14 protein-coding genes and 1 pseudogene are annotated in these 12,829 nt (G+C 47.6%); 9 read left to right on the plus strand and 6 right to left on the minus strand.

The features are described from left to right. Positions 1-154: 154 nt before the first annotated feature. On the minus strand, positions 155-454 hold the full coding sequence (locus AC53GJ_RS07070) for a type II toxin-antitoxin system RelE/ParE family toxin (RefSeq protein WP_496731872.1): 300 nt from the start codon (positions 452-454) through the stop codon (positions 155-157). After that, complete coding sequence (locus AC53GJ_RS07075) at positions 451-693, minus strand: type II toxin-antitoxin system ParD family antitoxin (RefSeq protein WP_496731873.1); 243 nt, start codon at positions 691-693, stop codon at positions 451-453. The genes AC53GJ_RS07070 and AC53GJ_RS07075 overlap by 4 nt, the downstream gene beginning before the upstream one ends. A 184-nt stretch (positions 694-877) precedes the next feature. Here AC53GJ_RS07075 and AC53GJ_RS07080 point away from each other — a divergent pair, with 184 nt between their 5' ends. The 5 genes from AC53GJ_RS07080 (at position 878) to tnpC (ending at position 5,657) form a co-directional block, all read left to right on the plus strand. After that, positions 878-1,627, plus strand: a complete 750-nt coding sequence (locus AC53GJ_RS07080; protein WP_496731874.1) for a hypothetical protein — start codon at positions 878-880, stop codon at positions 1,625-1,627. A 406-nt stretch (positions 1,628-2,033) separates the two neighbouring features. After that, positions 2,034-3,047, plus strand: a complete 1,014-nt coding sequence (locus AC53GJ_RS07085; RefSeq protein WP_496731875.1) for a S41 family peptidase — start codon at positions 2,034-2,036, stop codon at positions 3,045-3,047. Between the two features lie 312 nt (positions 3,048-3,359). Then, on the plus strand, positions 3,360-3,734 hold the full coding sequence (locus AC53GJ_RS07090; protein ID WP_496731876.1) for a transposase: 375 nt from the start codon (positions 3,360-3,362) through the stop codon (positions 3,732-3,734). After that, the gene (tnpB, locus tag AC53GJ_RS07095; RefSeq protein WP_496731877.1) at positions 3,731-4,078 is read left to right on the plus strand and encodes an IS66 family insertion sequence element accessory protein TnpB; all 348 of its coding nucleotides are present in this window, start codon (positions 3,731-3,733) and stop codon (positions 4,076-4,078) included. The genes AC53GJ_RS07090 and tnpB overlap by 4 nt, the downstream gene beginning before the upstream one ends. Positions 4,079-4,127: 49 nt before the next feature. After that, a complete protein-coding gene (tnpC, locus tag AC53GJ_RS07100; RefSeq protein ID WP_496731878.1) occupies positions 4,128-5,657 on the plus strand; it encodes an IS66 family transposase in 1,530 nt (509 codons plus the stop codon). Between the two features lie 684 nt (positions 5,658-6,341). On the opposite strand, the gene AC53GJ_RS07105 is transcribed toward tnpC, so the two are convergent. From AC53GJ_RS07105 to AC53GJ_RS07115, 3 genes and pseudogenes are all read right to left on the minus strand, one after another. After that, entirely contained in the window at positions 6,342-6,620 is a 279-nt protein-coding gene (locus AC53GJ_RS07105) for a type II toxin-antitoxin system RelE/ParE family toxin (protein WP_496731879.1), read from the minus strand. Further along, complete coding sequence (locus AC53GJ_RS07110; RefSeq protein ID WP_496731880.1) at positions 6,617-6,901, minus strand: type II toxin-antitoxin system RelB/DinJ family antitoxin; 285 nt, start codon at positions 6,899-6,901, stop codon at positions 6,617-6,619. The genes AC53GJ_RS07105 and AC53GJ_RS07110 overlap by 4 nt, the downstream gene beginning before the upstream one ends. A gap of 135 nt (positions 6,902-7,036) precedes the next feature. Continuing rightward, positions 7,037-7,216: pseudogene (locus AC53GJ_RS07115) on the minus strand (transposase); the annotation flags it as partial. A gap of 239 nt (positions 7,217-7,455) precedes the next feature. Here AC53GJ_RS07115 and AC53GJ_RS07120 point away from each other — a divergent pair. Next, positions 7,456-8,175 carry a DJ-1/PfpI family protein gene (locus tag AC53GJ_RS07120; protein WP_496731881.1) on the plus strand — a complete coding sequence of 240 codons (720 nt, stop codon included), beginning with the start codon at positions 7,456-7,458 and terminating at the stop codon, positions 8,173-8,175. A 164-nt stretch (positions 8,176-8,339) separates the two neighbouring features. Here the strand turns inward: AC53GJ_RS07120 and AC53GJ_RS07125 are convergent, their stop codons facing one another. Next, positions 8,340-9,530 (minus strand): helix-turn-helix domain-containing protein, encoded by a 1,191-nt coding sequence (locus tag AC53GJ_RS07125; protein ID WP_496731882.1) that lies wholly within the window; start codon positions 9,528-9,530, stop codon positions 8,340-8,342. A 177-nt stretch (positions 9,531-9,707) separates the two neighbouring features. Here AC53GJ_RS07125 and AC53GJ_RS07130 point away from each other — a divergent pair, with 177 nt between their 5' ends. The 3 genes from AC53GJ_RS07130 to AC53GJ_RS07140 all read left to right on the plus strand — a co-directional run bounded on the left by AC53GJ_RS07130 (position 9,708) and on the right by AC53GJ_RS07140 (position 12,800). Next, the gene (locus AC53GJ_RS07130) at positions 9,708-10,457 is read left to right on the plus strand and encodes a DUF2306 domain-containing protein (protein WP_496731883.1); all 750 of its coding nucleotides are present in this window, start codon (positions 9,708-9,710) and stop codon (positions 10,455-10,457) included. Positions 10,458-10,494: 37 nt separating this feature from the next. Then, positions 10,495-10,665 carry a hypothetical protein gene (locus tag AC53GJ_RS07135; RefSeq protein WP_496731884.1) on the plus strand — a complete coding sequence of 57 codons (171 nt, stop codon included), beginning with the start codon at positions 10,495-10,497 and terminating at the stop codon, positions 10,663-10,665. A 233-nt stretch (positions 10,666-10,898) separates the two neighbouring features. After that, positions 10,899-12,800, plus strand: a complete 1,902-nt coding sequence (locus tag AC53GJ_RS07140) for a bifunctional 2',3'-cyclic-nucleotide 2'-phosphodiesterase/3'-nucleotidase (RefSeq protein ID WP_496731885.1) — start codon at positions 10,899-10,901, stop codon at positions 12,798-12,800. The last annotated feature ends 29 nt before the right edge of the window (positions 12,801-12,829 follow it).

The following is a 12,829-nucleotide window of genomic DNA, read 5'->3' on the forward strand; positions in this document are numbered from 1 at the left end:
TATGGACTGGTCTACTGCTGGATATCTACTGTACGAGAAGCTTGATGCACCTCGGGAGCGCGCTCATATAATCATAGACGGCAGTAAGCCGTGGTACTGAGGAGATAACATCAGCCTCGTGCCGTACGACGTCCGCCGCCGCACAGCCAAACCGTTATGCGCCAAGTATCGGATTAACATCCATACTTTTATGAAGAATACGGATGATTTTAATTTGTTGACTGCCGGTCTGTTGATAAAAGATGACGTGGCTACCTTGAGGGAATTTACGAAATCCGATTCTGATTTCATCGCATGTTTTACCGCTGTCGGGGTTTTCTGCTAAAAGCCAAAATGAATCATCAAATTGTTTTAAATAGATATTTCGTTGCTCTTTTCCCCAGCGACGCTGGGTAAATAATGCGATATCTCGCAAATCGGTTTTAGCAGCAACGGTGAGATTAAATGGCTTCATCGAGAGTTTTCACTATCAAGTTCATTGATAAAGCTATCGAGGTCATATTCTGCGTCACCGCTTTGTTCGCCTTCGACAAGTAGTTGACGAAGTGAGTTAAGTTTGGTTTCTTGGTTTTCGAGTAAGCGTAGCGCTGAGCGAATGACTTCACTCGCTGAGCCGTAACGCCCACTTTGGATCTGGCTTGCAATAAAGCTCTCAAAGTGTTCTCCAATAGTTATGCTTGTGTTCTTGGCCATGTGTAGTTCTCCGGATACCAAAAAATACCTAATTATGGTATTAAGTAAAGTTGTGAGCAAGGCGCATAACAAACAAATTTTATCGCCAGCAAAAAAAAGCTGGCTGCGACGTCAACCCGCGCTGCGCGGCTTTCCGCGCTAAATTTGGGCGTTATACGTTAATCACAGGGGGAGACTCAGCCGTATGAAACAGCACATAATTTCACTTTTTCTTGTGTTTGCATTTGCACTGGCGTCGTCAGCGCACGCCAATTTCATTGATAGGTCAGCATTATTTGAAGGTTGTAAAAAACTTACTGAATCAAAAAAATATTTCAGAGCTTTGGACCGCAAGAAAATAAAATCCTTCTATCTTTCCAGTGCTACTTTCAGCGGGGCTGGAAAAGATAATATCAATCTTATTCTTGATGAAATTGAGAAAAGAAATTTACAAGGCGACAAAAGACAAGTGGCTTACGTTTTGGGAACTGCTTTCAGGGAGACTGCAAGTACGCTTAAACCCGTTCATGAAGCTATGGGGTGTAAAACTGAAGCCTGCATTCACAAGAACGTAGGGGCATATGGGCAACCCAAAAAAAACGGCAAGTCCTACTATGGTCGGGGGTTTTCTCAGCTAACCCATGACAAAAACTACAAGAAATTCGGGCCGCTCCTTGGTCTGCAACCGAGCACCGCCCTCTACGACAATCCAGATTTAGCGCTTGAACCAAAAACAGCCGCAATAATAATTGTTATAGGCATGTTTGATGGTTCTTTTACAGATAAATACAAGTTATCCGATTTCTTCAACTCAAACAAAGCAGACTGGGTTGGTGCCAGAAAAATAGTCAATTCAGAATCCCCGCGCGCGCCCGTGACTGCCGGGTACGGTAAATTATTTTACGAATGTATTACTGGAGAGTCTTTGGTGAGCAATGGCGAGCTTATTGAGTGAGCGTATGCGAGTAACGTCTAACAAGGCGCTGCACCCGCCCCCCACGCCGCTGCTTCGCTGCGGCGCGGGGGCCGGTGAGCCTGGGCGTTAGCTTGCAAAAGCAAAGTCGGTGTAAATGTGCATTTTCGGTACGTTCGGTGGGTTAGCCCGTTCGTTACAACAACGCCAGTTTTCATCATTCAACTGGCTTAGCAGGGTGCTTAAAAGTAACTCAAACCGTTAGCGTCTTGCGCCAACGACCCGGGCGGTCGCATGGTGTTTTTGTGTTATGCAGCCGCAAGTGTTTAAATTGCACGGCTGTTGCTGTTTGTTGCACTGGTCGCTAACAAGGCGTCAGTAAAGGCCTGCGGTCGCAGGACGCTCACAAGTTCGCGCGCTAAATTTGATAGTGAGGTGCCGGTGTTGAATGTCATTTTTTGAGGTTAAAATGAGAATAATTTGTATACTTTTATCCGTATTGATCGCTCCTATCGCATGCGCTGATGATCATAGACATGATCAATTGGTCAATCTTCTCAAAGAAAAAATCGCTAAAAATTATGTGATGGAAGAGAGTGTTCCCGACATTATGAGGACTCTATCCAGCGTGCAGCTGAAAGCTGAGTTCAATAGCACTGATAATCCAGCTAAAATTGCTGAAATATTGAACTCATCTCTACAGCTACATGACAAGCATTTCGCCGTTAGGTGGAGTGAACCAGCGCATAAAACAGAGCAAGTGGTGTCCGAAGGATGGTTCTCAAAGCTTGATAGAAAGAACTCGGGGTTTCAGCGAGTTGAAATTTTAGACGGAAATATTGGTTATATTGATTTTTGGGGTTTCGATAACGTTAATGCTAAATCGAAATCCAGAGCTCACTCAGCGATGCAGTTTGTATCGGAAACAGATGCGCTCATCTTTGATTTGAGGGACAACGGTGGTGGTAGCGCTGATATGGTTCGCTTAATCAGTAGCTATTTACTTAAAGGACGCGTGCACCTAAATTCTATTTATTGGAAAGAGAGTGATTCTATCACTGAATTCTGGACCTATACCGACATAGAAAGTAACGCTAAATCTGAAGTCCCAGTTTATGTTTTAACAAGTAAAGACACGTTCTCTGCAGCGGAAGAATTTGCATACAATTTAAAAGCGCTTAAACGGGCAACGATCATTGGTGAGACCACCAAAGGTGGGGCAAATCCCTGGAAGTTTTTTGATCTCACCGATAATTACCGGGTAGCTATCCCCATAGCAAAAGCAGTGAACCCTATCACGAAGACAAATTGGGAGGGGATTGGTGTTCAGCCTGATATTGTTGCAAGCAAAGATGCTGCCCTTAATGTGGCATATAAATTAGCATTAAAAAATTTGCAGCGCTCTAAAGTTTCTCAAGCACAGCTAAAAGAAATTAAAGAGACCCTGCAGAGTCTTAAATGAAGCGCGTACCTAGATTCGCATATATCAAAGCGCAGCAGACCGACGCCTAACTTTGTCCAATCTATGATTGGTCGCTTTGCTCCCATTTGCGCGCATAAAGTGCCCAATGTTGGCCGCGGCTGAGCTTAGCCTTAGCTTGCAAAAGTAAAGTCGGTGCCATTGCGCTTTTGCGGCACGTTAGGTGGTTTAGCCCGCGCGTTCCTGCAACGCCGGTTTTCATCGTATAACTGTAAGCGTCCGGCCATCACATCTTTTATTAACTGACCGATCACGCATCATAGCTGTCACTGTTCCCAACCGTGAGAGTTATGAATGTCTGCCTTAAAACCATCCGATGTGCGTCGGAGCTTTTCGCCCGAGTTTAAATGGCAGGTTGTGCAGGAATCCAAAGCCAGATTACTGTCGGCCTCTGCGTTAGCGCGCAAATATGATGTGAATACCAATCAGCTGTTTCGCTGGGTGCGGGAAGCTCAGCTTGGCAAAGCACTGTGGGTCCGGCGGGCCAAAAATGAGCAAGCAACTCCTGAGCAACTAAGCCCGTTCCTTCCCATCAGCGTCCAAGCCACTGAAGCACCTCCGGTTGTTTATCAAGGCGCCGTAACTGTGTCGTTTCGTAACGGTCACCAATTGGTTTTGCACGATGCAACGCCAGACATGCTGCGTCAACTGGTGGCGGCGTTGTCATGATGATGTTATCGCATGATGTGCGGATCTGGCTGTGTGCGGGTTACACCGATATGCGCAAAGGCTTTGATGGTCTGGCAGCCATGGCTCAGCATGTGTTGCAAAAAGACCCGTTCAGTGGCCATGTGTTTGTCTTTCGCGGGCGGCGCAGCGACCGGGTTAAATTACTCTGGTGGGATGGCCAGGGATTATGTTTGTTTTACAAGCGTTTAGAGCAAGGCCAGTTCGTCTGGCCCCATGCCAAATCCGGCGCTGTACACTTAACTCAGGCCGAGTTGGCGCTGTTGCTTGAAGGTTTAGATTGGCGTCCACCTGCCCGAAAAAATGCACCGAAAAATGCTGCATAAGCGCCATTAATCAATGAGTTAGCTGGCTTTTTGTGCTATGATGCACGACATGAAAACGATGGCATCTTCCTTACCCAATGATCCGAAACAGTTGCAGGCAATCATCCTACAGCTGCAGCAAACACTTGCTCAGCAAGAGTCGGTGATTGCCACCTTACGCCATCAATTATCGGTGTTAAAGCGGGCGCGTTTTGGTCGCTCCTCTGAGCTTCTCGACACGCAAATCCATCAGTTGGAATTGCAACTCGAAGAGCTGGAGATGCAGACTGCTGCGCTTCCTAAGCTCAGTGCGCCAACCACCGAAGACACAGCAACACCACGTCGACGCGCTGCTTTACCTGAGCAACTGCCGCGGGAAGAACTGCGCGTTGAAACTACGTGCCAATGCCCGGCCTGCCAGGGTGAATTGACTCATATTGGGGATGACGTCTCAGAAATGTTGGATGTAGTCCCGGCTTCATATCGGGTCATTCGCATTGTTCGGCCTAAATTCAGTTGCCAGCATTGCGACATTTTAGTGCAAGGTGTAGCACCAGAGCGTGTGATTAAAAAAGGACTCGCCAGTGCAGCATTGCTCACGCAAGTGGCTGTTGATAAGTACCTCGATCATCAACCGCTGTACCGTCAGGCAGAGCGGATGGAGCGCGAAGGGATTGATGTTGAACGCTCGACCTTAGCTGACTGGGTCGGGCAAATCGGCGCTTTACTCACACCACTTGCAGATGCCATCGGACGTCATGTCAAAGCAGCGCAACATATCTATGCGGATGATACCACAGCGCCAACCCTGTCTCCGGGCAAGGGGCGCACACAAACAGGCCGGTACTGGACCTATGTGCGCGATGGTCGTCCATGGGGTGATACCACAGCGCCAGCGGTCTGGTTACAATACAGCGAAGACCGAAAAGGCCTGCACCCGACAGCCCATTTAAAAGGCTATCAAGGTTCGCTGCAGGCTGATGCTTACGCGGGTTACAACGAGTTATATCAACAAAAAATCCAACAACATGGCTGTTGGGCACATGTGCGGCGTAAATTCTATGAAATCACTCAATCCGGCCCATCACCTATCGCTGATGAAGCGATAAAGATAATCCAATCGTTGTATGTGATTGAAAAGCAAGCGCGCGGCCAACCACAGAATGCACGACAACACATCCGAGCGACACAAGCAAAGCCAATTCTGGAGCGCTTCCATACCAGGTTGCAGGCAACCTTGCGCACCTTATCAAAAGGCTCGCCGTTGTCCAAAGCCATTCACTATGCGCTTAAGCAGTGGGATGCGCTGGTTGCGTATGTCGACAATGGCTATGCTGAATTAGACAACAACAGCGCAGAGCGGTCATTGCGCCCCATCGCCTTGGGCAGGAAAAACTATCTGTTTGCAGGTTCAGTCGCCGGAGGCCAACGTGCGGCTGTGCTGTACTCGATACTCGGCACTGCCAAACTGAACAGCATCAACCCGAATGACTATCTGACTGCGGTTCTCAAACGCATCGGGAATCATCCGATCAACCGCATCGATGAGCTACTGCCATGGAACATCGACTTAGCACCACAACCTAGCGACGCCATTTAAGACACTCAGTGTCCACTAAAAATAAGTGGACACTTAAATTAGAGCATCAACCTGTGATCGCCGGACGCTTACGTATAACTGGCCTGGAAGGGCAGTGAAAAGTAATTTAAACCCTTGGCGTCTTGCGCCAACGACCCGAAGGCGGCAGCGTGGTTTTATCGTTTGCTGTCATTAGTTTTTAAATTGCACGGTTGGCGTTATTTGTGTGCGGTTCGCTAACAAAACGCGGTACTCGCCGCCTGCGGCCGCTGGGGCGCCAAACCGCGAGCGGTTTGCCACCCGTGCGCTTGGTGTTAGGTGTACACATTTAATGGAGATAACAGCGGAAGCAATAACGGAATTTATCACGGCATTGTCATCTTTAGCGTGGCCTGTTCTTGCTGGTCTGGTGATTTATAAAATTTCACCTTCAGTTAAGACAATTCTTGAGGGTAAATGCTGATCCGATTTGGCTGCATCAGAATGAAATGTGGGAATTGATGTCAGTCGATATGGAAGAACCTATTTCCTATCCTGCTCCGGCGACTAAATCGGTGACAATGGATGACGAAAACGGAATACCGTTTTGATTTCAACCCACCAAGGGCAGTCGAGCAGTACTCACAAATGTAGGCTGTTGGAAAATTACTCGCTGCGCTCGCAATTTGCCGCGGCTACAGGCGTTAGTTGCCAATCAGATACAAATCAGTCGTTTGGAAATTTTTGTTTCTGATGTAGCACACGTATTATTCGAATATTAGCATCATCAACCCAATATGAAACAATCATTGAAATCTCAGGGATAATAAACAAGCGGCCTCTAATTCCATCGCGCTGAACACCCATGAGTGGTTGCTCAAGCAAATTTTCAACTTTGGTTTCTATCAGTTCATCAGTTTTTTCAGCTGCTGCTGGGTTGAAGTTGTAAAGAAATTCGAAAATTTTCTCACGATCATTGAGAGATGCTTCTTCCCAGGAAATCATGCCTGGCCTCGATTTCGGATTTTAGCTTTACGCTCAGCCATTCGCACCTTGGCGATGTCATGTTCAATGAATACAGCTTTTCCCGAGTCGAACTTCTTAAATGCTTGATTCACTTGCTCTGTTAGCCATGCATCGTGAGATAATGCCTTGCGTTGTTGCTCAGCCAATTGTTCAGTGAATTCACGACAAGCATCACTAAGTGTTCGTCCCTGGCTTTCAGCCATTTGTTGAGCTAGACGTTTTGTTTCTTCGTCGACCCGAAATTGAATTCTAGTATCCATGGTGAACTCCTTGGTTGTGTGCACAAATGTTAGCGCTAGCATTGAGGCAGGGCAACTAACAAACGTCTTATACATCCTGTCCTTGGGGCGCTGGACTTACAACAAGTCGCTCGCCTGTTTGGCGGTAGTTAGACGTTCTGAGGTTGGTTTACTTCCGGGCACAGGACGACCTTGTTGTTTGGCTTTATCCCGCCAATTATACAAAGTTTGCACGCCAATTCCTTCTTGTCTGGAAACTTCAGCAACGGTCATATTGGAAGGCGGTAGTAACTTGTTCAAAATCTGTTGCTTACGTTCTTCACTGTCACTCGGCACAATTACGCTTTAACGCCCAAACTGGTTAAATTTTAAGTAGTGACAACTATCCTGTCAGAGCGGGGAAGGGATTGCAGGTTCGTACTGTTTTGTCGCCAGAGCAAGTTAGGCGAGGTATGATTACAGCCCCAACCCGACTCGTTGCCAAACAAGGCCAATCACAATAGCATCAGCAAATTGGCGCTTTACTCTCAACAAGTTGCTCGCCGTTTAGGCGCGCGTTATGACAAGAGGCATGCATGCAAATAGCAATCCTTCTATATCCGGGAATGACAGCCCTAGATGCAATTGGACCGTATGAAGTACTAAGATTCATGCCTGATTGCGAAGTCCGGTTCGTCAGCGAAAAACCGGGGCCTGTTGTGATGGACAGTGGAGTCCTTGTTCTCGGGGCGACGCATTCGTACGAAGAGACCCCGAAGCCGGATATAGTTCTTGTGCCGGGATCTGAGGCTAGTACCGCAACAGCTATGGCAGATCAGAAGCTCGTGCAGTGGGTCAAGCTTACGCACGAGAGTAGTCGATTTACGCTGTCGGTATGTTCCGGAGCATTGATTCTCGGTGCAGCCGGTGTGCTGGAAGGACATCCGGCGACTACCCACTGGATAGCACAGAGTCGGCTTTCGCTGTTCGGCGCAATACCGAACCGGGACCAACGTATTGTTCGATCAGGCAAGATCATGACCGCCGCCGGAGTATCGGCAGGTCTGGATCTGGGTCTATACGTTGTTGCAGAGATTTACGGCAGAGAGCGTGCCGAAAGAATACAGTTGCTTATCGAGTATGATCCTCAACCACCGTTTGACTCCGGGCATCCGAGCAAAGCCTCTGAGGCTGTTTTTGCTGCCGCCAAAGAAGAGATGTTGGCTCGTTCGAAAAATCCAAAAAATGCAATATCGATACCATTGGTCTTGTGGCGTAGCGTTATTGAAAAGATTCGTCGTAAATTGTCAGCTTAGCATCTGGATCCGGACAGCCTAACAATGGGCTCAAGCTAGAATCCGCAGCTACAATAACGCGAGCAGACAAAGGGCAAGGGTGACCAGATCCAAACCCAGCAGCGATGTTTTCACAACAACAGCGCTCGCGAGATAGCAACTTATTTGGATGAGTCTTGAACGCTTTACCGGGCTTTGCGAAATTGGTTCGGCGTCAGTTGGGTTTCTTTTTTAAAGGCGGTATAAAACGACGATTTGGCGTTAAAACCGACGTTCATTGCGATATCAAGCACAGTATCGTCACTACTTAGCAACTGGATTTTGGCAGCCTCCACTCGAAACCGATTCACATAGTCGAAAAAATTAACCCCTAGCGTTTCATTCAGGGTTTGCGAAATATAACTGGGCGAGGTAGCAATATGTTTGGCAAGTTTGGGTAACGACAACGCGGCATCTAAAAACAGCTGATCTTGCATCATCGCCTGATGCAGTTTATGGACGATGCTCGCTGCCAATTGTTCATTTAAAGCGGAGCGCTGATATTTTGCTTCTGGCTGTTTCTGCAACGTTTGTTGAGTTTCCTGAATATCCATATCAGATTGATAAAGCTCTGCAAAGCCCGGTTTTTGCCGTAAACCCCAACCGGCGATGGTCCAAACCAGGAGCAATGTCACCCCATTTTGCAGTGCCGGATCTAGCTGGACCGGGGCAACAAGGTTGTGGTAGAGCAAAGACGCCGACACAAATAACCAAATCCCGATTAATGCCAGCAATAGCCACAAGATCCAGCGCAATTCCTGAGTTTCAGTACTGGCGAATACCTGTTTGAGCTGCGCCCGGTAGCGGTGCAATTGCCGAAACACCGCAACGACATAATAACCTGCCTGCACACACCAGCCGATCACCATGCCAAAGGTGAGGATCAATAAGCCATAGACAAAGTGACGCAAAAAAGTTGGGCTGGATTCAACAACCTGTTCGTTGCCTTCGACCAATAATCCATGGCGAATTTCAGCAGGCAGCAGCAAAACACAAATGACAATCACCAGTGCAATGCCGCTGAAGGCAAAATGTTTGGTATGACTTGCATGAAAGCGCCAGGGGGTGCAACTGGTGAGCCCTTGTACATAAAGCCAAAAGCAGGGCGGTAGCAAATACAGCGCCGGTAACGCCAGTAGTAAAAACAACAGTCGTAACTCTGGCGCCAGCTGTTTTAACCAGGGCTGCGCAATCAACACCGCAATCGCCAGCAGACAACCAAGCAAGGGCCAATAAAAGGTCTGATTTTTTGTTCGTTGCAGTAAGACATGGCCGCTAAAGGCGATGATGGCGAGCGAAGCAGCGTTTAAAAAGAGCGCCAGCGCATGTTCGGTCATTATTGCAATCACTCCATTGAAAATATTTAAAAATCAAATCATTACCAGATTTAATATGAGTCCTGTCCGCCCGGCTGAAACCTTGACAAGTACGAGCCTGTGCATCCGGACGACAAATTTCGGCCATCGCGGCAGCATGCTGGGCATCTTAACGAAAATTAATCAGGAGACCAACAGATGACCCAACAGCAACACCCGCAACCTCGTACTGATATTCAGGATGGCACCCATTTGGCATTAGAATTAAACTACAACTGGCTCTTAGTCAGCACTTTATGGTTGCTCACCGCAATTCCCGGCATTCCGGCGATATTCATCGTTTCGCTGGTGCTGTTGGGCCCGGTAGAGTCCACTTTATTGATGTCCTTGATCAATCCAAACTATTTTTCGTCGCCATGGGCGGTGCTCGTCCACGGTGGCAGTGGCGTGGCATTTTTTCTGACGATGCCATGGCAGTTTTCGCCTGCGCTTCGGCACCAATATCCGACATGGCACCAGCGAAGCGGGCGAGTGGCCATACTGAGTGGTTTTATCATGGCGATTTCTGGTGTGTGGATGCACCTCTCTTTAACGCCAGAGGAACTTGGCATGCGCTTTATCGGCCTGGTGGTGGTGAGTAGTGGCATGATGCTGGCTTTGGCCATGGCGTTGTATGCGGTGCTGCAGCGTCAATTTGAGCGGCACCGCCGCTGGATGTACCGTGCAGTCGCTATTACGCTGGCAGTGGTGACTCCGTTATTTATTGAAGAGCTTACTGGACTGACTCTCGGCCAAGTGGCTGCATTCGAACCATGGCTGGCGCCATTTTTACACGAGTACGACCGCTTGGTTGGCTTGTGTTTAAACCTGTTGATTGTAGAGGGGGTGTTGCGAGAGAAGGTTGTGAAGAAGGCGCATCATGTTGTGGTTGAGATTGAGAAGGCTTAAATTCAAGGGGCTGAACATACAAGGGAAAGTAGTGTTCGTGAACATCGCCTGCTTAGCACAACCGGCAAAGCAATTGTTGCTAAGTATGATCTGCGACGGCAAAATGCATGCGCGTTTTGCCGCGCTTCAGTTGGGGGTCTATACCGCGACCAATGGCGGTGACAGAGCATTGGCCATTGGTGAGTATGCTGCCGATACCGTCGGTTAACGCCATACAAACGTATTTGCCTCAAAATTGCCATGTTTCTGGCATCAACTTGCCATCTAACCTTCGCTAGCTTGTCTTTTTCATCTTCTATATTTGCCGCTCAAATTGGATAATGAGAAAGGACTATGAACATAAAATACCTCCCTTTAGCGCTTATTTGTGGTACTGCTGCTTTGCTTGCAGGATGCTCAGACTCAGATAAAGACGATAATCAAGTCAAAGACGGTACACAGATGACGGTGCGTCTGTTAGAGACCACAGATCTACACGCCAACCTGCTGAATTTTAATTATTTTAGTGATTCTGTTGACGACAAAGTAGGTTTAGTCAGAACTGCGGCTCTTATTCGGCGCGCCCGTGATGAAGTGGTAAACTCAGTACTGGTTGATAATGGTGACTTAATTCAGGGCAGCCCGCTTGGTGATTATATGGCCAAGGTCCAGAAGCTCAGTGCCGGCCAGGTTCACCCGATTTACAAGGCCATGAACACCTTAAGTTACGACGTGGCCAATATCGGTAACCATGAATTTAATTTTGGCCTGCCATTTTTACAGGAAGCCATTAACGACGCCAACTTCCCTTATATTTCTGCCAACGTATTTAAATACGATGGTGATAACAACAGCGCCAACGATGAACCATTATTTAAACCTTACGTCATTTTAGATAAAACCTTTAAAGATCAGGACGGTAAATCGCACAATCTGAAAGTTGGTGTGATTGGCTTTGTGCCACCACAAATTATGCAATGGGATAAAGCCAACTTAGAAGGCAAAGTGATCGCCAAAGATATTGTTGAAATGGCAAAACTTTATGTGCCCAAAATGAAAGCCGAGGGCGCGGACTTAGTGGTGGCAGTGCCACACTCAGGTTTAGAAACTGGTGATGGTCAGCCTATGGCAGAAAATGCCAGTTATTATCTGTCTAAAGTACCAGGCATTAATGCCATTATGTTTGGCCATGCCCACGCAGACTTCCCAAGCTCGCGTTATGCCAATATGACAGACAAAGGCATTGATATTGCCAAAGGCACTATCAATGGCGTGGCAGCGGTGATGCCTGGTTTTTGGGGCAACAATTTAGGGGTGATTGATTTAACCCTGCAATACAAAAACAAACAATGGCAAGTGGTGAATTCACAATCAAAACTGCAACCTATTTATCGCACTGACGAAAACAAGCAAACCGTTGCCGTGGTTCAGAACGACGCCCAGGTTGAAGCCGCAGTGATGAAAGAACACAATGCCACCAGAGAATGGGTCAACAAACCTTTTGCGAAAATAACGGCACCGGTTAACAGCTATTTTGCATTAGTGAACGACGACCCTTCCATCCAGATCGTGACGGATGCGCAAGCCTGGTATACCAAAAAAATCGTGCAAGGCACTGAGTTAGCAAGCTTACCTGTTCTTTCAGCAGGAGCGCCTTTTAGAGCGGGGCGTGGCGGCGCTGAAGATTTTACCTCGATACCTGTGGGTGATATTGCTTATCGTAACGTGGCAGACTTATACATTTACCCGAACGTGTTAAAGGTATTAAAACTCAAAGGCAGCGAAGTTAAAGAATGGCTGGAAATGTCAGCAGGCCAGTTTAATAAAATTGACCCACAAGCCAAACAAGCGCAAGCCCTGATTAATCCAGACTTTCCGTCTTATAACTATGACGTGCTGGATGGCATCACTTACCAGATAGATGTGACTCAGCCTGCACGTTACAACGCCAAAGGCGAAAAAGTGTCTGATGGTCAACGTATCGTTAATTTACGTTACAACAACCAGCCGATTGATTTAAATGCGGCGTTTTTAGTGGCAACCAACAACTATCGCGCTTCGGGCGGTGGTAATTTCCCAAATATCAACGCCAGCAAAATTGTGGTGGATTCACCAGACGAAAACCGGCAGGTTGTGGCGGATTACATTGAATATCAAAGCAGCCAAAAGGCTGGTCAGGGTTTAAACCCCTCAGTTGATATGAACTGGAAATTTGCCCCTGTGCCTCAGGCACAAATCACCTTTATCAGTGCCAACAACGATAAAGCCGTGAGCTACAGTGCACAGTTCCCGCATATTTTGCCAACTGGACAAACCAACGCCGACGGCTTTGCAATTTACCAGCTGGATCTTACCCAGCCGTAATTGACCCCTCATTAAAAAGGCCCTGCGGG

It is taken from the genome of Rheinheimera sp. B2H12 (assembly GCF_059620065.1).

Coding starts and splice junctions, on each gene's coding strand:
- AC53GJ_RS07105 (WP_496731879.1), bottom strand. CDS start 6,620: ATGATTTCCTGGGAAGAAGCATCTCTCAATGATCGTGAGAAAATTTTC.
- AC53GJ_RS07120 (WP_496731881.1), top strand. CDS start 7,456: ATGCAAATAGCAATCCTTCTATATCCGGGAATGACAGCCCTAGATGCA.
- AC53GJ_RS07090 (WP_496731876.1), top strand. CDS start 3,360: ATGTCTGCCTTAAAACCATCCGATGTGCGTCGGAGCTTTTCGCCCGAG.
- AC53GJ_RS07085 (WP_496731875.1), top strand. CDS start 2,034: ATGTCATTTTTTGAGGTTAAAATGAGAATAATTTGTATACTTTTATCC.
- AC53GJ_RS07140 (WP_496731885.1), top strand. CDS start 10,899: ATGACGGTGCGTCTGTTAGAGACCACAGATCTACACGCCAACCTGCTG.
- AC53GJ_RS07110 (WP_496731880.1), bottom strand. CDS start 6,901: ATGGATACTAGAATTCAATTTCGGGTCGACGAAGAAACAAAACGTCTA.
- AC53GJ_RS07080 (WP_496731874.1), top strand. CDS start 878: ATGAAACAGCACATAATTTCACTTTTTCTTGTGTTTGCATTTGCACTG.
- tnpB (WP_496731877.1), top strand. CDS start 3,731: ATGATGATGTTATCGCATGATGTGCGGATCTGGCTGTGTGCGGGTTAC.
- tnpC (WP_496731878.1), top strand. CDS start 4,128: ATGAAAACGATGGCATCTTCCTTACCCAATGATCCGAAACAGTTGCAG.
- AC53GJ_RS07130 (WP_496731883.1), top strand. CDS start 9,708: ATGACCCAACAGCAACACCCGCAACCTCGTACTGATATTCAGGATGGC.
- AC53GJ_RS07075 (WP_496731873.1), bottom strand. CDS start 693: ATGGCCAAGAACACAAGCATAACTATTGGAGAACACTTTGAGAGCTTT.
- AC53GJ_RS07125 (WP_496731882.1), bottom strand. CDS start 9,530: ATGACCGAACATGCGCTGGCGCTCTTTTTAAACGCTGCTTCGCTCGCC.
- AC53GJ_RS07070 (WP_496731872.1), bottom strand. CDS start 454: ATGAAGCCATTTAATCTCACCGTTGCTGCTAAAACCGATTTGCGAGAT.